The organism is Sphingomonas sp. TX0543, assembly GCF_048565505.1.
Lineage (GTDB): Bacteria > Pseudomonadota > Alphaproteobacteria > Sphingomonadales > Sphingomonadaceae > Sphingomonas.
Window position 1 is genome coordinate 2,586,983 of the sequence record NZ_JBLZUS010000002.1, and the last position, 18,769, is coordinate 2,605,751.

An 18,769-nucleotide genomic window follows, 5' to 3' on the forward strand; every position below is an offset into this window, starting at 1 on the left:
GGCATGAACCCGCGCACCGTCCGCATCGACCCCACCCTTATCGAGCGCCTGCCGCTCACCCGTGACCCATCCCATGTCCGCCAGCGGCTGGAGGCGATGGAGAAGCTGCTCGAGGGGTTATTCGTCATACCGGGCATCAACCGGCGCGTTGGGCTCGACGCAATTCTGGGGCTGGTGCCGGTGGCGGGCGATCTCGTAGCCGCCGCGCTGGGCGCGTGGATTGTGTGGGAAGCGCGCAATCTCGGCATGAGCCGCTTCCAGCTCGCGCGGATGAGCGGTCGCGTCGGCTTCGACGCCTTGCTGGGAATGGTGCCGCTGGTTGGCGACGCGGCGGACTTTTTCTACCGATCGAACACGCGCAATCTAAAGCAGATCAGGCGCCATCTGGACAAGCACCATCCCTCGACGGCCACGATCGAGGGGTAAGTTCGCGGTCAATACAGCAGGAACTCTCGTCTGGCATCCGCCCACGATCGTTCATCGGGCAAAGTAAGCGCATCAAGATCATTGGCCACGGATCCGGCATCATCTACCCAGGCACGCAATGCAGGGCCGCCATTTATGACGTCGATCGCCAATTTGCCGAACTCATACTCGTACGGAAAGTTGCGCCACAGGTCATAGTCGGGCTGCAACCGCCGGATCGCCTTGAAGCCAAGGGCTTGCAGGCGCCACGGACGGAAGGCGGCATGATCGTATCCGGTGCCTTCGGCATGGATGAATACGCCAGCGCAAAGCTGACCGACATGCTTGTGGAAGGTCGGCTGGAACCAGAAATCGCGCAAGGTGCAGCCGGCGAGCCATCCCGGCGCCAGCGCCCGCATCTCCGCGATGACGGCTCGCGCATCGATATCGGGAGCGCCGAACAGCTCCAGCGGGCGCGTGGTTCCTCTGCCCTCGCTGAGCGTGGTGCCCTCCAGCATCACCGTGCCGGCATAGGCGCGCGCCATATTGACGTTGGCGGCATTGGGGCTGGGATTGATCCACACCCGATCGGTCGGCCAGCCATAACCCGGCGCCTCACCCGGCCGCCAACCGTCCATCTCGATCACGCGATAATCGACGTCGAGGCGAAAATGATCGATGAACCAGCGCCCCATCTCGCCGAGCGTCAGGCCGTGGCGCATCGGCATCGGCCCGGCGCCGACGAAGCTTTCCCAGCCGGAGCGCAGCATTAGCCCCTCGACCGGGCGCCCCGCGGGATTGGGGCGGTCAAGCACCCACACCGACTTGCCATGCTCGGCCGCCGCCTCGAGCACGTAGAGCAAGGTGGTGACGAAGGTGTAGATGCGGCATCCGACGTCCTGAAGATCGACCAGCATCACGTCGAAGGTGCTCATGGACTGCCCGCTGGGCCGCCGGACCTCGCCATAGAGGCTGAACACCGGCATCCCATATGTCGGATCGGTGAAGTCCGGCGACTCCATCATGTTATCCTGCAGATCGCCGCGCACGCCGTGCTGCGGCCCGAACACCGCACTCACTTCCACTCCTGCTGCGATCAACGCATCCAGGCTGTGCGTCAGATCGGCGGTGACGGAGGCGGGGTGCGCGAGCAAGGCAACGCGCTTCCCCTTCAACGGCGCGCGGAGGCTCGCGTCGGCGAGCAGTCGATCGATACCGAATTTCATGGCCGCTCAGGTGCCGGGAGCCGGGCAACAAAGCAATCGTCGTGGTGAAAATCGGGCGGCCCGGGCGGATGCGCGAGCGACCAGAAGGAGCGCCGCCCGCCCGCCTCCTCGATCACCGCGGTCAGCGCCATTCTCATCGGGACGGGAGGCAAGTCGGCAAGGTCGCATCTTACCGAAATCTCGGTTCCTGCGCGTTCGACATGCGGCTCGATCGCTCGCGCCAAATCGCCAGCGCCCGCGCGATACGCCGCGAACGCATAGGCCGCCCACCGGCCGGAGGGAGAAAAATTGAACTCGACATAGCCGGTCCCGCACTCGGGCCGGAGGAACAATTCGAAGCAGGTTGTCTTCCACAGATCGTCAGCGCGTTGCGGTATGGCGACATTGGGCCAGACGATCTGCCCTCCCCCCTCGACGCGATACATCAGCTCGAGTTCGTGACTTCCGGCGACGGCAACGCTCACGCCGCGCACCGCGAGCGGGGGGAAATCCGGGTGGGGGATCAGGGTGTGAATCGGCATATCCGCTGCACCCTATGAAAAGCGTGCGCGAGTCGCTATGTGGCGCCCTTTCCTATGGCTACCAAACTCCCCTCCCCGTCCCGCGTGGGCATGGTTTCGCTCGGCTGTCCGAAGAATCTTGTCGATAGCGAACGGATCCTGACCCAGCTTCGCGCGGACGGATATCAGATGTCGCCCGACTATGCCGGGTCGGACGTGGTGCTTGTCAACACCTGCGGCTTCCTCGATTCGGCCAAAGAGGAAAGCCTCGAGGCGATCGGCGAGGCGATCGCGGAAAACGGTCGCGTCATCGTCACCGGCTGCATGGGCAAGGAAGCGGAAATGATCCGCGCGCGTTTTCCGAACGTGCTCGCGATCACCGGGGCTCACGAATATGAGCAGGTGGTGGAGGCGGTGCATGAAGCTGCACCGGCGAGCATCTCGCCTTATGTCGATCTGATTCCGGACGCCGGGCTAAAGCTCACGCCGCGCCACTACAGCTATCTGAAGATTTCGGAAGGATGCAATCACCGCTGCTCCTTCTGCATCATCCCGTCGCTCCGCGGCGATCTCGTCAGCCGCCGGCCAGATGCGATCCTGCGCGAGGCGGAGAAGCTGGTCGCGGCCGGCACCAAGGAACTTCTGGTCATCAGCCAGGATACGTCGGCCTATGGCGTGGATCTTCGCCACAAAGCATGGCCGTGGAAAGGGGCGGAGGTTCGCTCGCACATGACCGATCTCGCCCGCGAGCTTGGCCGGATAGCACCGTGGGTACGCCTGCACTACGTCTATCCCTATCCGCACGTCGACCAGGTTATCCCGCTGATGGCCGACGGGCTGGTGCTCCCGTATCTCGACATACCTTTCCAGCACGCGAGCCGCGCGGTGCTGAAGGCGATGAAGCGGCCCGCCAACGAGGCCAAGGTGCTGGAACGGATCCGCTCATGGCGCGAGATCTGCCCCGATATCGCGATCCGCTCGACGTTCGTGGTCGGCTTCCCCGGCGAGACCGAGGACGATTTCCGTTACCTGCTCGACTGGCTGGACGAGGCGCAGCTCGATCGCGTCGGTGCGTTCCGCTTCGAGCCGGTCGAGGGCGCCGCTGCCAATACGCTCCCCGATCCTGTTCCCGAAACGGTGAAGGAAGAGCGCTACGCCCGGATAATGGAAAAGACCGCCGCCATTTCCGCCGCGAAGCTACAGGCCAAGATCGGCCGAACGATGGACGTCATCATCGACGCGGTGGGCGAAGACGGCGCGACCGGGCGCTCCTATGCCGACGCGCCGGATATCGATGGCGAAGTCCATCTGCGCGACGCCGGGCATCTCGCTATCGGCGATATCGTAAGCGTTGCGATCGAGGATGCGGACGAGCACGATCTGTTCGGCGCCCCGGCCGGAGCCGAGGGGCAACTGCACGCTTGACCGCTTTGGCGGCGCTGCTAATAGGCCCCCTCGCTTCGGCGACAAGCGCCCTGGGGCGGAGTAGCTCAGCTGGTTAGAGCAGCGGAATCATAATCCGCGTGTCGGGGGTTCAAGTCCCTCCTCCGCTACCAATTCACAGTTTCGCGCCCATGGTATCAGCATCCAGGCTGCTCGCGCGCGTGTGCCCAGCGCCATCGGTCATGAAACCAGCCCTGCGATCGGCGTTGCATGACAATCCACTGATGTCCCGAATTCTTACGGACTTGACGATCGACGAGGGTCTGACACAGGCCAGTTCTCGCATATAAGTGAGCGGCTGCTCCGCCAGCGATGCCTGAAACGGGTCTCGTACTTGAGTGATGCATTGATCGTCGCGATGGTTCATCCAGACCCATTATCAGCTAGGCCGCGTCTTGGACTTTCTTAAACGCCACTCCTCACCCGCCCAAAACGAGTCCGGAGGCACCGGGGCCAGATTCGCTCTTCGCCGCGTCCTGGGGATGCCCTTTGGGCTGGCGGTGGTGCTGGGTGGCAGTATCGGATCGGGCATCCTCCGCACGCCCGGTCCGGTAGCCGCCGCCCTGCCGAATCCGCGTCTGCTGATTCTATTATGGCTATTTGGCGGCGTACTGGCGTTCATCGAGGCACTGCCACTGATCGAACTGGCGACCGCGCTGCCGCGCACAGGCGGCGCGATCGTCTATGTCGAGCGAGCGTTTGGGCATATCGCGGGTACGCTGGCCGGCTGGTGCAGCTGGCTGCAATGCGTGATCTCGCTCGCGTTCATGGCGGTCGTGTTCGCAGAATTCGCTCAGCGGCTCGGCACCCATGCGCCCGTCGGGCTGATGGCGGTCGGATTGATCGTCACCATCACCGCGCTCAACCTCTCCGACACGCGCACCAGCGGGTGGGGGCAGATGATCGGAGCGGTGGTGAAGCTTTTAGGGCTGCTCGCGCTGATCGCGCTGCTGTTTGCCGTCCCGCCAGCGCCGCAGGTTTCGCATCCGCCCGGGTCTGCACTGTCCCTTGGCGGCGCGGTGATCGCGCTTCTGCTGGTCAACAACACCTATCAGGGCTGGAGCGCGCTCGTGCCTTTTGTGGAGGAGATGCGCGATCCGACGCGAACGATGGCACGCGCGATGTTTGTCGGGCTCGCGATCATTACCGTCATCTATGTCGGGATGAACGTCGCGCTGCTGCGCGCTTTGCCGTTCGCGACGCTGGCGCATTCGACGTTGCCCGCCGGCGACGCGATGGCGCGGGTGGTAGGGCCGCTTGCGGATCGGGTGATTACCGCACTCTCCCTGATTTCGGTGGTCGCAATCGCCAACCTCACCACGATGCTGCCAGCACGCATCCTGTTGGCCATGGCACGCGCGCGATCCGCTCCGGCCGTGTTCGGGCGGATCGGAAGCAATGGTTCGCCTTACGCCGCGACATTGGCGGTGGGATTAGTCGCGGGGGTTCTGGCATCGAGCGGTGCGTATATCGCGCTTAACGCAATGTACGCGCCGCTGGCGATCCTGACGACCATCGCTGTGATGCTGGCTGCATGGCGGCTGCGCCGTACGGAGCCGACACTGCCGCGGCCGGTGCGTATGCCCGGCCATCCTGTGCCAGTGGTCGTCGCGCTGACCGTGAATATCGCGATGCTGGTCGCGTTCGTCGCGACTTCGCCGTTGGAGGCGCTGGGTTCAGTCGGACTGGTCGCACTCGGTATGCCGTTGCTCCTTTTGAGCCAACGCAAACAATCCGGGGGCTAGGCGCCGCCGGGCCGGTGACCGAGCAGCAGGCGTACGAGATCGGCCTGGCGATGCGTGCCGGTCTTTGCGAAGATCGTGCCGAGTTGCGCGCGTACGGTGTGTATCGAGACGTCGATGCGCTCTGCCACCTCGCGGATGCTCAGGCCATCGGCGATGGCCATTGCCACGCGCGCCTCGGCAGCGGTGAGACGGAAGCGATTGCGCAGATCCAGCTCCCGGGTCGGTGCTGCCTTCTCGACGACGGGATCGAATGCCGACAGCAGAACGAACGGCTCGCTCGAATGCGCGGCCATGCTCCGCGGCCCCAATGGAATCGTGCGCAACCCGATCGATACGGCGCCCGGCACCGGGCTGAGGAATATCGGCGCTCCGCTGTCTTGCGCCAGCGCGGCGGCTTGCAGCAAGCTTTGCAATCGCGCGTTCTGCGCATCATCCGGTATCGCGAGCCGGTCGTTCACCAGGCGCAGGATTCCGCTGTCGAAAAGCCGCCGTTCCGCCGCCGCCGTCATCCGTCGCACACGGAGGTCTCGATCGAGGAAAATCAACGCCTGATCGGTCGAGGCCAGCAGAATATCGAGTTGATCGAGCGCTGCCTGATCGATCTTCAGGCGACGTGCCGTCCGCAGCGCCTGCATGATGTGCGTCTGATAGCGTCGCGCCCGGGCTACCTCGCTGGACTGGAAGGCTCCGCGGGCTTCCCGCCGCGCCAGGCTCAGATTGGACACGACCGTATCGTCAAGGCCCAGCCTGATCATCATGCTGTGCTCGGCGCGGATGGGCCGGAGAAATTCGTTGAAATATGGCGTGGCGCGCAACACGTCGCGATCAAGCCATTCGCCGTCGCGCAGGATGGTCGGTTTCCAATTGGCGATATAGGCGATCGGGTCTTCCACCATATGGAGCGGATTACGGGTCGACCATTGTTCGATATACTCGTCCCATACCGCCGTATCCTGACGTATCGGCAGGCCGATGCCGCCGTGGGAAACGATATCCAGCTTCGTCATGACGGCAGAATCGGCGCCGATCTCGTCATTCAGCCGTTCGATGACCTCCACCCACAGCGTCGGGTTGAACGGCGTATCATGAATTAGATCGATAAGGCTCGATGGGTCGTGCGTGGGCATGGCGGCGCACTCGTCGAATAATGTAGCCGACCATTTACAAGAGAATGTGGCACTTGCCCATTGTATCGCGAAACAAAATTCCAGCGTCCCGTTTTGGGGCGTCATGCCGAAAATCTCGCGCCTTAGTGCAAACGGCTGATGCGCGCCAACTCTCGCCGGGCTTAACCCCTTATTAACGTTTCGATCCCGCTCGGGCTGGCGCTTCCCGTCGCCTCCCGGGCAGATCGCTGATATCGAAGGGGAAAGCGATGAGTTCGTTCACCGTCCGGCGGCTTGCACTCGCCACCACCGCACTGGCGCTGACCGGCGCACCTTATGCGCCTGCCAACGCTGCCCTGTGCACCTGGAGCGGCGGCGCGGGTGACTGGAGCAATGCCGCGAAATGGAGCTGCGGCGGCGTGCCCGGGAGCGGCGATTCGATCCACATCGACGGCCAGGGCAATCTCACCTCGGCGGTCAGCGTCACCAACACGCAGTATATCGGCAACGTCACGATCGACAGCGGCGATTCGCTCACGATCGCAAACGCAACGCTCGGCCTCTACAACAGCGCGTTCGTCAACAACGGCGCGGTGGTGATCGGATCCGGGAGCACGCTGGTCGGCTTAAGCGGCAGCACCGTATTTTCGGGCAGCGGCGCGATCACGCTGAACGACGTCGGCTCCGGCGCCTATCTGTATACGTCAAATGGCACCCAGATGACCTTTGGTGTTGGGCAGACCATAAGCGGCGCGGGCTATATCGGCCGCGATCAGGGCGTGACGATCAATAATGGCATCATCAACGCCAATGCTGCCGGTGCCTATGCATTGAATCTGGATGCGCAGGGCGGCAGCGGCGGCATCGGCGCGGGCAACGGCGTCGGCGCCAACGGCAGCAGTTCCTTCCTCAACACCGGGCTGCTCGAGGCGACCAATGGCGGCACGCTGAACTTCATTTCCGGGCTTTACGAGAACCAGGGCGCCGGGTCGATTCTCGCCAGCGGCGCCGGCTCCACCGTCGTCCTCGGCAACGACGTGCGCATCCTTGGCGGCACGATCACCGGCAGCAACGGCGGCGCGATCAATGCGCTCAGTGGCACCCAATATCTCGACAGCGTGACGCTAGGCGGCGGTACGACCTTTACGATCGCCAACGATGTCGTTCGTTTCGATAATACGCTGACCAATGGCGGCACGATAGCGATTGGCGCTTCCGCGCAATTGGTCGGTGAAAGCCCCGTGCTGACGATCGCCGGAGGAAACGTCACACTCGCCGGGAACAATTCCTATTTATACAATACCAACGGCACGAAGATGACGTTGACGAGCGGCACGGTGGTGAGTGGCGCGGGCTATGTCGGCCAGGATCAGGGCGTGATCGTCAACAACGGCACGATCAATGCCAATCTCAACGGCCAGACGCTCAATCTCGATGCCCAAGGCGGCAGCGGCGGGATCGGGATAAACAACGGCGTCGGCACGAACGGCAACAGCGCGTTCCTGAATACCGGCGTATTGGAGGCAACGGGCGGCGCGACCCTGAATTTCATCTCCGGGCTTTACGAGAATCAGGGTAATGGCGCGCTCCTCGCCAATGGCACTGGGTCGTCGATCCTGCTTTCCAATGACGTTCGCATCCTGGGCGGCACGATCACCGGCAGCGGTGGGGGCGCGGTCAATGCGCTCAGTGGCACGCAATATCTGCAGGGTGTGACCCTCGGAAGCGGGACGCCGTTTGCGATCTCGTCCGACGTGGTGCGTATCAGTGCGACCGCCGCCAACGGCGGCCTTGTCAACAACGGTACGATCACGATCAGCAACGGTGGCATTCTGGTGGGCGAAAGCGCCACCACGGCGCTCGCCGGAACCGGATCGATCATCCTTGCCGCCAGCAATGCGGGCAGCGCCTATCTGTATAACTACAACGGCACGCAGATGACGATCGGCTCCGGCCAGTCGATCCGCGGCCTCGGCTATATCGGCCAGGATCAGGGCGTGATCGTCAACAACGGCACGATCACGGCCACCGCCGGCGCAGGCGGTCTGACGCTCGACGCGCAGGGCGGCAGCGGCGGGATCGGCACGGGCAATGGCGTCGGCACCAACACCAATAGCGCGTTCCTCAACAACAATCTGATCCAGGCGACCGGTGGCGGCACGCTCTATCTGAACAATGGCCTCTACGAAAACGCCGCCGGCGGCCAGATACTGGCGGTCGGCAATGGATCGCAGATCGTTCTCAACAACGACGTTCGCATCCTGGGCGGCACGATCACCGGCAGCGGTGGGGGCGCGGTCAATGCGCTCAGCGGCACGCAATATCTGCAGGGTGTGACCCTCGGAAGCGGGACGCCGTTTGCGATCTCGTCCGACGTGGTGCGTATCAGTGCGACCGCCGCCAACGGCGGCCTTGTCAACAACGGTACGATCACGATCAGCAACGGTGGCATTCTGGTGGGCGAAAGCGCCACCACGGCGCTCGCCGGAACAGGATCGATCATCCTTGCCGCCAGCAATGCGGGCAGCGCCTATCTGTATAACTACAACGGCACGCAGATGACGATCGGCTCCGGCCAGTCGATCCGCGGCCTCGGCTATATCGGCCAGGATCAGGGCGTGATCGTCAACAACGGCACGATCACGGCCACCGCCGGCGCAGGCGGTCTGACGCTCGACGCGCAGGGCGGCAGCGGCGGGATCGGCACGGGCAATGGCGTCGGCACCAACACCAATAGCGCGTTCCTCAACAACAATCTGATCCAGGCGACCGGTGGCGGCACGCTCTATCTGAACAATGGCCTCTACGAAAACGCCGCCGGCGGCCAGATACTGGCGGTCGGCAATGGATCGCAGATCGTTCTCAACAACGACGTCCGCATCCTGGGCGGCACGCTGGGCGGCGCGGTCAGCGCGACCAGCGGCAACCAGTATCTTCAGAATGTGACGCTTGCGAACGGCACTGACCTGGCGATCAGCGGGGATGTCGTGCGGATCGATAACACGCTGACAAATAACGGAACGATCACTGTTGGCGCGGGCGCAGTATTGTTCGGCGAAACCACCACCTCGACCATCTCCGGAAACGGCGCGATCGTACTGACCGACCCTTCCTCGGCCTTCTACGACGGCAACGGTACGCAGATGACGATCGGCGCAGGCCAGTTCGTACATGGAACCGGCAGCATCGGGCTTGATCAGGGCCTCATCACCAACGCAGGCAACATACTGGCGGACGGCGCGATCACGATCGACGCGCAGGGCGGCAGCAGCGGTCTTGGTGGCGGCGGCCTGGGCACCGGCGGCAATTCGGGCTTCTACAATGCAGCCGGCGGACAAGTGCAAGCCAACAACGGCGGCGCGACGCTGACGCTCGCAGGCGGTCTTTACGAACAGGCGGCGGGCGCGTCGTTCTCGGTCGGCACCGGCAGCAACTTCGTGATGGGTAACGACAGCAACCTGGCGAACCTGCAGGCGGGCGGCGTGCTCAACAAGGGACTGTATTTCGCCTTCGCCGGCGGCACGATGAGCCTGCGCTCCAACCAGACCGGCGCGATTACGACGATCGGCACCAATACGGCGGGCACCGACACCAGCGTCACGCTCTCCGGCGCGGGATCGGTAATCTCGGTCATGCCGAGCGGGGGCGGCACGGTCACCTCGCTCGATCAGTCGCTCAACACGATCGCGGCATCCGGGGCGCTCTCTCTCTCAGATGGTCGCGCGTTCACCGCATTCAACGGCGCGTTTTCAAATGCCGGGCTGCTGCAGCTGAATAGCGGCGCCAGTTTCACCGCGCCTGCCGGCCTCGCCAACAGCGGTACAATCTCAGGCAACGGCACGATTGGCACGCCGATCACGAACTCCGGTTCGGTGATTGCCGACGGCGGCACGCTCTTTTCGAAAGCGATCACCGGCGCGACTGGGACGATCCAGAGCAACGCTGGCGGAACGCTCGATCTCTCCGGCGCCGCAAGTCCGTCGAGCGCCGGCTTCCTGACGAACAACGGGGCGCTGGCGCTCGGCAACAAAAGCATCACCGTGACCAGCGATTACACCAACGCCAATTTCGGATCGGGCAACGCCTTCAACGCGCATGCGAACGTTACCGGCAGCGGGCTGATCCTCGCCGCGAGCGCTACGCAGGATCTGTCGGGGCCGGGTCTCAACGGCTCGTTGCTCAATGTCGGCAATGTGCGCCTCGGCGGTTCAAGCTCGACCACACTGACGATCACCAACAACGGCACGCTGACCACATTGCGCGGCGCGGTGGAAAGCCCGGTGTCCAATTCGGTGAGTATCTCCAGCAACAATTTCGTGGTTGGGCCGAATGGTGGCAGCACGACCGTAACCTTGTCCTACACCGGGACAGTCGCGGGGTCGTTGGCGGGCAATACAATCACGGTCGCCAGCAATTTCGACAATGTCGCGAACCAGACGCTGTCGATTGTCGGAGCGGCGTATAACCCGGCCGCAGCCTCCCTCCTGCCGACGACGATCGATCTGGGCGCAACCCGCGTCGGCGGCACACTCGCAGGCTCGGTTACGATCGCGAATACCGCGCCGGTGGGCGCGTACAGCGAAAAGCTGGCGGTCACAGGCGCTGTGGGAGCCGGCGGCGCGAGCGGCACAGCGCCGGTCGGTCTCCTCAATCCGGGCGCAAGCGCAACATCGGCCGTATCGCTCGGCACGGCGACGTCCGGTTCGTACAGCGGGACGGTGACCTACGGGCTGGCGACCGATGGCACCGGCACGAGCGGGTTGGCGCGGGCGGCTTTGGCGAGCCAGTCAGTAACGGTAAGCGGGCGGGTCTATCAGGCGGCCAATGCCCAGCTTTCAACCACAAGCGTGGATTTCGGCACAGTTCGGCAAGGATCGGCCGCGCCGACCGCGACGGTGGCGGTCACCAACACCGCCAACGGCGCACTGACAGATCACCTGAACACCTCGATCGGCTCGCTGCCGCAAGGCGTCACCGGAACGGCGCCCGGCGCTCTTGCGGGCGGAGCTTCGGGCAATGCCTCGTTCAGCCAGAGCACGGCCATTGCCGGCCAGTATAACGGGCAGGGCACGCTCAACTTCACCTCGACCAACGCCGAGTTGACGCCCCTGGCGCTGGCATCCCAGAACATCGCGTTCACGGGGACCGTAACCGAGCTTGCGGTCGCCCAGCTTGCGAAGGGAAGCGGCGCGGGCATTTTCGCCGGCGCCGGCCAAAGCTTCACGCTCGATCTCGGCTCGATCGCGGCAGGAGCGGGTTCGCTTACGACGGGCTTTGACATCTTCAACGCCAATTCCGGCAAGTCCTACTCCGAACTGCTCAACGGCATGTTCAATCTGTCGGGCGGCACCGGCTACAGCTTCAGCGGCGGCGTCTCGGGGTTAGCCGGCGGCAATACCGACGCGAACAACTGGCTTACGTTCAACTACAGCGGCCTCGCGGCGGGCAATTACAACGATACGCTGACGTTCCTTGGTTACAGCCATTATGCAGGGCTTGCTGACTACGCACTGACGCCCATCACCGTTAACATTCATGCGACCATCATGGGTGGCGGAGGCGGTATGCCCGGCGGGGTGCCCGAGCCGACGACGTGGACGATGCTCATCCTGGGCTTCGGCGCGGTGGCAAGCGCCCTTCGCCGGCGGCGGCGGGCTGATGCGCGGGTGTCGCTCTGATGCCCGGCCTTCAAGGGGAAAAAGCGGGCACGCCGCCCACGGCCCTTGACCGTATCACAACCCTGGGCGGGGTGGCTGTACTCCTGCTCGTGATCGCCACTGTCGCGTTCGCGTCGCATAATCGCGGCCTGCAAGATACGGTCAGCGCAGGTCAGGCAACGCTCGCCAAGGCGCAGACCGCAGCCAATCTCGACAATACGCTGATCCGCATGCTTACAAGCGCGGCGGTCGAGCATGACGATGCCGATATCAAGGCGCTGCTGGCCGCCAATGGCGTCACTTATCGCCAGACAGCCGCTGCGACGGCACCGGCCGATACAAAAACGACGGAGGACGCGAAGTGAATCTGTTCGATCGCCGCATCGCGTTGCTGCTAACCCAGCTGGCGTTCGCGGTTCTGCTCGTGAACGAGCTTGTCCAGCTCTCCTCCGCCAACGACAAGCTTTCCGCCATGATCGCGCAACAGGGCAACAACGATGCCGTCGTCGCGCGCATCAATACCCAGCTTGACGGGTTGGCACGCGGCACGCAGCAACTGGCGCAGCATGGCAATCCGCAGGCCGCGAAGATCGTCGCTCAACTCGCGCAGAATGGCGTGCGGATCGATGCGAAGGCCAATGGTCGCTGAGGCTGGCGGGGGTTAGATATCTCTTGGCGAAATGTTCGGGTCAGAAAGTGCCGCGCCCAGCATTTTCAACCTCCGGCCAGCCACCGACGCCTCACGCTGGCCGACCTTGAAGAGCCAGCGTAGGCGACGTGGCTGTCAGGCGGTCGCGATCAGCATCTGCGGATTGCAATAAAGCGCGGATCAGGCCGCATCATGCCGTCCGCTCGGCTTTTTCATCGACCTGCTCACGGCCAAGCTCGAGATCGTCGCGGCTCGCCGTGCGCGTCATTCGCCAGAAGCTGTCGTTGCGCCAAGGGGTGATCGCAATCACGCGGCCGCGTGAGTTACGGTACCAGTTCTCGGTGCTCGGATGCGTCCACACAAGTTTCTCGTGTGCCGCATCAAGGCGGGCAACGTAATCATTATAGACTTCCTCGCGAACCTCGACGGAACTGGCGCCCTCCGCGATCAGCATCTCGATGATGCGCATAGCATAATGCGCCTGGCTTTCGATGTTGCGGATCATGCTGCCACCATGACCGGAGCCGACGTTGGGCCCCAGCAGGATGAAGAAGTTCGGGAAGCCCGGGACGAGTGTGCCCAAATATGCTGACGCGTTGTCGCCTTCCCAGAACTCCCGCAGCACGCGGCCCTCCCGGCCGATGACGTCGTACGAGCCAAGCACGTTGGATGCCTGAAAGCCGGTCGCGAGGATGATGACATCCGCCTCGACCTCTTCGCCCGTTCCGGCTATCAGTTTGCCGTCGCGCACTTCGGCGAGCCGATCGGGTATCAACGTGACATGCGGCTTGCGCAAGGTGCGATACCAGCCGTTGTCGAGCAGCATGCGCTTCGCGAATGGCGGATAGTCGGGCAGGACCAGCGGCAGCAGATCCTGGCGATCGCCCAGTTCTTCCTTAACGTAGCGGGTGAAATATTCGCGGTGCCCGTCATTGATCTCGTTGACCGCGCGCTTCGGCTCCGGCCATTCGGGATCGCGGAACAGCGTGCCATGAACACGATCATTGAACGTCCACGACATGCGCTGCTCGACCCAGCCGCGATAAAGCGGAAACACCTGCATCAAATAGCGGACACCTTCGGGCACCGGCTTCCTGAACTGCGGGAACGGGGCGGCCCATTGCTTGGATCGCGCGAAAATCGTCATCGCAGCCACTTCGTCGGCGATTGCGGGAACGACCTGCATCGCGGAGGCACCATTGCCGATCACGGCGACGCGCTTGCCGGCCAGCTCGATATCTTCCGGCCAGTTACTGGTATGCACAACACGGCCGGCGAAGCTGTGGATGCCCGGTATCACCGGTATCTGCGGGATATTGAGCAGCCCTACAGCGCTGATGACGATATCGGCGAGTTGCTCGCTTTTACTGCCGTCAGCCTTCGCAACCGTCACCTTCCAGAGCTTTGAGTCGACGATCCACTCAGCGCGTTCGACCTTGGCGCCAAAGGTGACATTGTCGTACAGCCCCCTCTCGCGCGCTGTATCGAGGAGATATTTTTCGATCTCCGGTTGGCCGGGGAAGTACCGCGTCCAGTCGGTGGGCCGGGAAGCAAACGTATAGGTCAGGTTCGGCGTGTCGACCCCGCATCCCGGATAGCGATTTTCCCACCAGGTGCCGCCAAAGTCGCTGTTCTTCTCGTACAGGTGATAGGCGATGCCTAGGTTGCCCAGCTCCATCGCGGCACAGATCCCCGAAATGCCGCCGCCGATGATGATCGCCCTCAATGGCTTGCCGGGTTTCGCGGGTGGTGCGGCCGGAGGATCGAGCCCGAGCGACGAGGCGACGATGTCGCCATATTCCTCGGGCACCGGCTCGCTCATGGCGACGCTCAGCATCTCGGCGAGCTGCTTGTTGGTCGGGCGCGGCAAAGCTGCGGTGCGACCGTCGATCCACGCTATTACCGCATCATAAGCCGCAACACGGATCGCGCGCTGTAAATCATCGCCAAGGCCCCCTGAATCATTATCGTCGAGGCCCCTGCCACGTCGCGGCATGAATGGGCTTTCGATCCATCGCTTGTCACCAGTCAATTGAACAAGGCACATCAAAAGCGCGGGTATGTTCGCGCGGTCGATACCATCGCGCAGCTTAGCGCGATCAACCTGATCGAGCGCGATGCCGGATGTGGTGATTTTCTGCGCCGTCATTTGCCTCCTCGCGCAGCCACGCAGCCGCTTCTTTCGAATTTGACAGGGTTAATAAACGCATGGGCCAAATAAATTCGCCCGCCCTAAAAAATATCTACCCATCGGTATTTAAAGTCAACCCATCAGTTTTCATTGGCCTGAAGGTCTCACGAAAGGCTGATGAGCAACTAGCTTGCGAAAATCTCGCGTCTCACACGTAACCCCGCTTTTTCGCGATCCCAGGTATCCGAAGTGACGGCCTCAACCCGCAAATCGGTCTTGAGCACTTTGGCGGAAGGCGTTTTGGGCAGTTCGTCCATTATACGAATGTATCGGGGAACCATGAAATAAGGCATGTTCTTCATGAGGAACGCTGCCAGTTCCTCATGAACGATCGCCCGTCCGGGAACTGGTGCTACGACGATCATCACCTCATCCTCGGAAAACTCGCTCGGCACGGCGATCGCAGCGCATTCCCGCACATCGGGATGCGCGCACACCTCTACCTCTACCTCGAACGAGGAGATGTTCTCGCCCCGCCGACGTATTGCGTCTTTCACTCGGTCTACGAAGTAGTAATAGCCGTCATCGTCACGCCGGAAGGCGTCGCCGGTGTGGAACCAGCCGTTCGCCCAGGCTTTCGCGGTCGCTTCCGGATTGCGGTTATAGCCGCTGTTCATCGCCCAGGGACGGTCGGTTCGAACCAGCATCTCGCCGATCGCGCCGACCGGCACTTCGCAGTCCTGCGCGTCCACCAGCCGCACCTCGACGCCGGGCCGAACCTTTCCGCAGGTGCCGCGCTTTGCCGGGTTCGCCTCCGACACGATCGGGGAGGAAATCTCCGTCATGTTGAAGATGGTGTAGATATCGATGCCGAAGCGCTCGGTGAACGCGGCCGCATCGTCCGTCAGCGGCACCATGAAGGCGGCGCGGACGCTGTGATTGCGATCCTCCGGCGACGGCGGGCGCTTCATCAGGAACGTCGCCATCACGCCAAGCAGGAACACCACCGTCGCCTGCGTCCGCCGCGCTATATCCCAGAACTGATCGGTGGAAAAAGATTCGATCAGCGCAACCGACGCGCCGCGCGCCAGCATGACGAACGGCGGCCCCATGCCCCCGATGTGGAAGATCGGCGCGACGCACATGTAGCGATCGTTCTCCCCCACCATCGGCCAGCTTTCCGGCCCGGCATTGGTGAACATGTGCAGATAGGAGGACAGCACGCCCTTTGACGGGCCGGTCGTGCCGGAGGTGTAAATGATCGACTGGATATCCCAGGGCTCGATCGGGCGCTCAGGCGGATCGACCGCATCGCCGGCAAGATCATCGAACCGGGTTACGGGCATGCCAAGATCCGGCACATCGGCCTGCGTGACGACAACGAGCTGCGCGATTTCCGCGCGATCGACCTCCGCCAGCCGCGGCGCCAGATCGGGGTGGACGATCATCAGGCGCGCGCCCGAATTCCTGACGACATGGGCGAGCAGATTACCGCGATAGGCGGTGTTGAACGGCACGAACACCGCGCCAAGATAATTGATCGCATAGAAGGCCAGCAGGCCATCGCGCCCGCTGGGCAGCCAGACGGCGACGAAATCACCCTGCTTCACGCCGAGCCTCTGCAGCCCGGCAGCCTTCGCGATCACGCGACGGCGAAGTTCCGCGAAGCTCCATTCCTCGCCATCCTCGAAGATGACGTGCGTCTTGTCGGGCCGCTCGACGGCCCAGCGATCGACGAGATACCGCAGCACACAGGCATTGCGGTTCGGAATGCGCGGATCGGCGAAATCGCGCGCATCGCTTGCACTGACAATCGACATTTCATCTCCCTCCCCCGTTCAGGGAAGGCCGGACGCAAGGGTTCAGAATATTCCGATCAGCCGCAGACAGGCATGTACCGCCTGATCCACCACCTCTTCGCCCGAACGCTTGCTGCCTGGCCGAAAACAATAGGTTATCCAGCTCAACAGGCCACCGATCCAGATCGACATCGCCGGCGCATCCGCGACGGAGACATAGCCGTCTCGCACGCAATCCTCGATCATCCTGCCGACGCGCAGATCGAATTCATGCCGCTGGCGCAGGATGCGTTGCGCGTCGGTCCGCTCGAGGTTCATCATCTCGCGCTGGTACACGACGAGATATTCGTGCCGCGCGACGATGATCTGCGCAGCTTCGCGCAACGAGGCGACGAGCAGATCGAGCGAATTGAGATCGGTTTCCGCGATCCGATCCAGCGCCGCCAGCGATTCCTTCACCCCCACTTCGCAGATCGCGCTCAGGATGGCGCTCTTGCCCTTGAAATAGGTGTAGAGAAACGGCTTGGTCGCGCTCAGCCGGTCGGCCAGCATCTCCAGCGTTGCCGCCTCATATCCGCGCTCGCAGAACAAGGCGCTCGCCTCTTCGAGGATGCGGGCACGTTTGAAAGCCACGACACTCGGCTTGATCTCCCGGCCGGTGGGCGGGGAAGCAGGCTGGCGCTTGGCGGCGGCGGCGGTTGAGTTGCTCATGCGGCCCTTTTCAGTATCTCCAGGATATCCGCTGGCGATCGGACGGGTCTGGGATTGGTTCTCCCCCATATATCAAGCATGGTATATTCCGCTACCTTTTGGAACTGATCCGCCTCCACGCCGACTTCCTTCAGCGAACGCGGCATGCCGAGCCCGCGAATGAAAGCGTCAAGGCTTTCCGCGGCCGTCCCGTGCGTATTGCCCAGGCAGGCGTTGATGCGGCCCTGGCGGCTGTCGTCATATTCGGCGTTCCATTCGAGCACCGACGGCGACATCACGCACGAACAATAACCATGCGGCACATTGCACGTGCCGCCCAGGATATGGCCGATCGCGTGGCTTGCCCCCATCGGCACCCCGCCGATGATCGAGATCATCGATTGCCACGCACCCACCTGGCACTTGAGCCGCCCCTCCATGTCATGCGGATCAGCCTTCGAGCGTGACAGCCCCTCCACGAGCAGCCGGAGCGCGCTATCCGCGAGGCCGTTGGCAAAATCGTTCGATTTGTCGGATGCCATCGTCTCCACGGCGTGATCGACGGAGCGAACGCCGGTCGACAACCACAGCCATTCCGGGGTGTGGACCGTCAGCGCCGGATCGAGCACGACCATCACCGGCGCCATCATGCGATGCTCGTAACCCTGCTTGTGCATGGTCACTTCGTCGGTGGACCCCGACAGAGCGTTGAATTCGCCGCCGGACAATGTGGTCGGGACGCAGATCACCCGCACATCGGGACCGACCGTGATCGGATTGATGACCTGCCCGTCCTCCGTGACATAGGTGCGAAGCGGCTCGAAATCCTCGATCGTCCGCACATCATGCCTGAGCAGCAACGCGATGATCTTGCCCGCGTCCGTTACCGAGCCGCCGCCGATCGTGACGATCAGATCGGCGCCGGCTGCGCGCGCGGCGTCGGTTGCGGCCAGCACATCCGTGCGCGGGGCGTGCGACTGGATGCCGCTGTGCGTGCCGCCATGACGCGCGCCGAGCGCCGCCTCGATCTTGGTGATCTCGCCGGTGTTGGTGCGCAGCGTTTCCGACACGAGCAGAAAGACCCGGTGCGCGCCCAGCGACTCCGCCTGCTCCACGATCGCTTCATGCGCCGGGCGGCCCATCGTCACCCGCTCGGTCGTGGTAAAAGTCATCTGACTTGCCGTCACGCTGCCCATGACATCTCCTCCATCCCATCGCCACCTTTTCGCCGGTGCCGATCCGCACTGCCACAGCGCTGATCTACCGTCCAGTATAATTGGTAACTTTTGACACGCCGCCCCGGATGCCGGCTTGACCGCCATGCTACCCGTTGGTAGGCCTGGCTGGTGTTCTTGTATGTAGCGGGAAACGAACGGGAACCGGCGATCCGCGACATGACGGGACGAGGGAATGTAACG

Annotated in this window: 14 protein-coding genes and 1 tRNA gene; 7 read left to right on the forward strand and 8 right to left on the reverse strand. The window is 63.1% G+C overall.

Features of this window, described 5'->3' with window-relative positions; all coding sequences use genetic code 11:
* Positions 1-3 precede the first annotated feature (3 nt).
* Positions 4-426 carry a DUF4112 domain-containing protein gene (locus ACM61V_RS13040; RefSeq protein ID WP_137788150.1) on the forward strand — a complete coding sequence of 141 codons (423 nt, stop codon included), beginning with the start codon at positions 4-6 and terminating at the stop codon, positions 424-426.
* Between the two features lie 8 nt (positions 427-434).
* On the opposite strand, the gene ACM61V_RS13045 is transcribed toward ACM61V_RS13040, so the two are convergent.
* On the reverse strand, positions 435-1,631 hold the full coding sequence (locus tag ACM61V_RS13045) for an exo-beta-N-acetylmuramidase NamZ domain-containing protein (protein WP_137788151.1): 1,197 nt from the start codon (positions 1,629-1,631) through the stop codon (positions 435-437).
* Complete coding sequence (locus tag ACM61V_RS13050; protein WP_137788152.1) at positions 1,628-2,152, reverse strand: hypothetical protein; 525 nt, start codon at positions 2,150-2,152, stop codon at positions 1,628-1,630. Before ACM61V_RS13050 ends, ACM61V_RS13045 begins: the two co-directional genes overlap by 4 nt.
* Positions 2,153-2,206: 54 nt before the next feature.
* On the opposite strand from ACM61V_RS13050, the gene rimO reads away from it, so the two are divergent.
* Both rimO and ACM61V_RS13060 read left to right on the forward strand, forming a co-directional pair.
* Positions 2,207-3,556 (forward strand): 30S ribosomal protein S12 methylthiotransferase RimO, encoded by a 1,350-nt coding sequence (gene rimO, locus ACM61V_RS13055; RefSeq protein ID WP_419714055.1) that lies wholly within the window; start codon positions 2,207-2,209, stop codon positions 3,554-3,556.
* Between the two features lie 54 nt (positions 3,557-3,610).
* A tRNA-Met gene (locus tag ACM61V_RS13060) sits at positions 3,611-3,687 on the forward strand.
* A gap of 2 nt (positions 3,688-3,689) precedes the next feature.
* On the opposite strand, the gene ACM61V_RS13065 is transcribed toward ACM61V_RS13060, so the two are convergent.
* Positions 3,690-3,941 carry a hypothetical protein gene (locus ACM61V_RS13065; protein ID WP_137788154.1) on the reverse strand — a complete coding sequence of 84 codons (252 nt, stop codon included), beginning with the start codon at positions 3,939-3,941 and terminating at the stop codon, positions 3,690-3,692.
* 115 nt (positions 3,942-4,056) lie between these two features.
* On the opposite strand from ACM61V_RS13065, the gene ACM61V_RS13070 reads away from it, so the two are divergent.
* Positions 4,057-5,319 carry an APC family permease gene (locus ACM61V_RS13070; protein ID WP_137788155.1) on the forward strand — a complete coding sequence of 421 codons (1,263 nt, stop codon included), beginning with the start codon at positions 4,057-4,059 and terminating at the stop codon, positions 5,317-5,319.
* On the opposite strand, the gene ACM61V_RS13075 is transcribed toward ACM61V_RS13070, so the two are convergent.
* The gene (locus tag ACM61V_RS13075) at positions 5,316-6,446 is read right to left on the reverse strand and encodes a helix-turn-helix transcriptional regulator (RefSeq protein ID WP_419714056.1); all 1,131 of its coding nucleotides are present in this window, start codon (positions 6,444-6,446) and stop codon (positions 5,316-5,318) included. The genes ACM61V_RS13070 and ACM61V_RS13075 overlap by 4 nt on opposite strands.
* 248 nt (positions 6,447-6,694) lie before the next feature.
* Here ACM61V_RS13075 and ACM61V_RS13080 point away from each other — a divergent pair, with 248 nt between their 5' ends.
* Genes ACM61V_RS13080 through ACM61V_RS13090 form a run of 3 tightly spaced genes read left to right on the forward strand, consistent with a single transcriptional unit; the run spans position 6,695 to position 12,731 of the window.
* Positions 6,695-12,103: a choice-of-anchor D domain-containing protein gene (locus ACM61V_RS13080; RefSeq protein WP_419714057.1), complete on the forward strand. Its 5,409-nt coding sequence runs from the start codon at positions 6,695-6,697 to the stop codon at positions 12,101-12,103.
* A complete protein-coding gene (locus ACM61V_RS13085; protein WP_137787564.1) occupies positions 12,103-12,447 on the forward strand; it encodes a hypothetical protein in 345 nt (114 codons plus the stop codon). The genes ACM61V_RS13080 and ACM61V_RS13085 overlap by 1 nt, the downstream gene beginning before the upstream one ends.
* On the forward strand, positions 12,444-12,731 hold the full coding sequence (locus ACM61V_RS13090) for a hypothetical protein (RefSeq protein ID WP_137787565.1): 288 nt from the start codon (positions 12,444-12,446) through the stop codon (positions 12,729-12,731). The genes ACM61V_RS13085 and ACM61V_RS13090 overlap by 4 nt, the downstream gene beginning before the upstream one ends.
* Before the next feature lie 190 nt (positions 12,732-12,921).
* Here the strand turns inward: ACM61V_RS13090 and ACM61V_RS13095 are convergent, their stop codons facing one another.
* The 4 genes from ACM61V_RS13095 to ACM61V_RS13110 form a co-directional block, all read right to left on the reverse strand.
* The gene (locus tag ACM61V_RS13095; protein ID WP_419714058.1) at positions 12,922-14,880 is read right to left on the reverse strand and encodes a flavin-containing monooxygenase; all 1,959 of its coding nucleotides are present in this window, start codon (positions 14,878-14,880) and stop codon (positions 12,922-12,924) included.
* Between the two features lie 167 nt (positions 14,881-15,047).
* The gene (locus ACM61V_RS13100) at positions 15,048-16,682 is read right to left on the reverse strand and encodes an AMP-binding protein (RefSeq protein WP_137787567.1); all 1,635 of its coding nucleotides are present in this window, start codon (positions 16,680-16,682) and stop codon (positions 15,048-15,050) included.
* Between the two features lie 42 nt (positions 16,683-16,724).
* A complete protein-coding gene (locus ACM61V_RS13105) occupies positions 16,725-17,372 on the reverse strand; it encodes a TetR/AcrR family transcriptional regulator (RefSeq protein ID WP_137787568.1) in 648 nt (215 codons plus the stop codon).
* Positions 17,369-18,523, reverse strand: a complete 1,155-nt coding sequence (locus ACM61V_RS13110; protein ID WP_249341629.1) for an iron-containing alcohol dehydrogenase — start codon at positions 18,521-18,523, stop codon at positions 17,369-17,371. Before ACM61V_RS13110 ends, ACM61V_RS13105 begins: the two co-directional genes overlap by 4 nt.
* Between the last annotated feature and the right edge of the window lie 246 nt (positions 18,524-18,769).

Excerpts from the sequence above, each read along its gene's own strand:
- ACM61V_RS13040 (WP_137788150.1), top strand. The coding sequence starts at position 4 with ATGAACCCGCGCACCGTCCGCATCGACCCCACCCTTATCGAGCGCCTG.
- ACM61V_RS13085 (WP_137787564.1), top strand. The coding sequence starts at position 12,103 with ATGCCCGGCCTTCAAGGGGAAAAAGCGGGCACGCCGCCCACGGCCCTT.
- ACM61V_RS13075 (WP_419714056.1), bottom strand. The coding sequence starts at position 6,446 with ATGCCCACGCACGACCCATCGAGCCTTATCGATCTAATTCATGATACG.
- ACM61V_RS13080 (WP_419714057.1), top strand. The coding sequence starts at position 6,695 with ATGAGTTCGTTCACCGTCCGGCGGCTTGCACTCGCCACCACCGCACTG.
- rimO (WP_419714055.1), top strand. The coding sequence starts at position 2,207 with ATGGCTACCAAACTCCCCTCCCCGTCCCGCGTGGGCATGGTTTCGCTC.
- ACM61V_RS13100 (WP_137787567.1), bottom strand. The coding sequence starts at position 16,682 with ATGTCGATTGTCAGTGCAAGCGATGCGCGCGATTTCGCCGATCCGCGC.
- ACM61V_RS13105 (WP_137787568.1), bottom strand. The coding sequence starts at position 17,372 with ATGAGCAACTCAACCGCCGCCGCCGCCAAGCGCCAGCCTGCTTCCCCG.
- ACM61V_RS13045 (WP_137788151.1), bottom strand. The coding sequence starts at position 1,631 with ATGAAATTCGGTATCGATCGACTGCTCGCCGACGCGAGCCTCCGCGCG.
- ACM61V_RS13065 (WP_137788154.1), bottom strand. The coding sequence starts at position 3,941 with ATGAACCATCGCGACGATCAATGCATCACTCAAGTACGAGACCCGTTT.
- ACM61V_RS13070 (WP_137788155.1), top strand. The coding sequence starts at position 4,057 with ATGCCCTTTGGGCTGGCGGTGGTGCTGGGTGGCAGTATCGGATCGGGC.
- ACM61V_RS13095 (WP_419714058.1), bottom strand. The coding sequence starts at position 14,880 with ATGACGGCGCAGAAAATCACCACATCCGGCATCGCGCTCGATCAGGTT.
- ACM61V_RS13110 (WP_249341629.1), bottom strand. The coding sequence starts at position 18,523 with ATGACTTTTACCACGACCGAGCGGGTGACGATGGGCCGCCCGGCGCAT.
- ACM61V_RS13050 (WP_137788152.1), bottom strand. The coding sequence starts at position 2,152 with ATGCCGATTCACACCCTGATCCCCCACCCGGATTTCCCCCCGCTCGCG.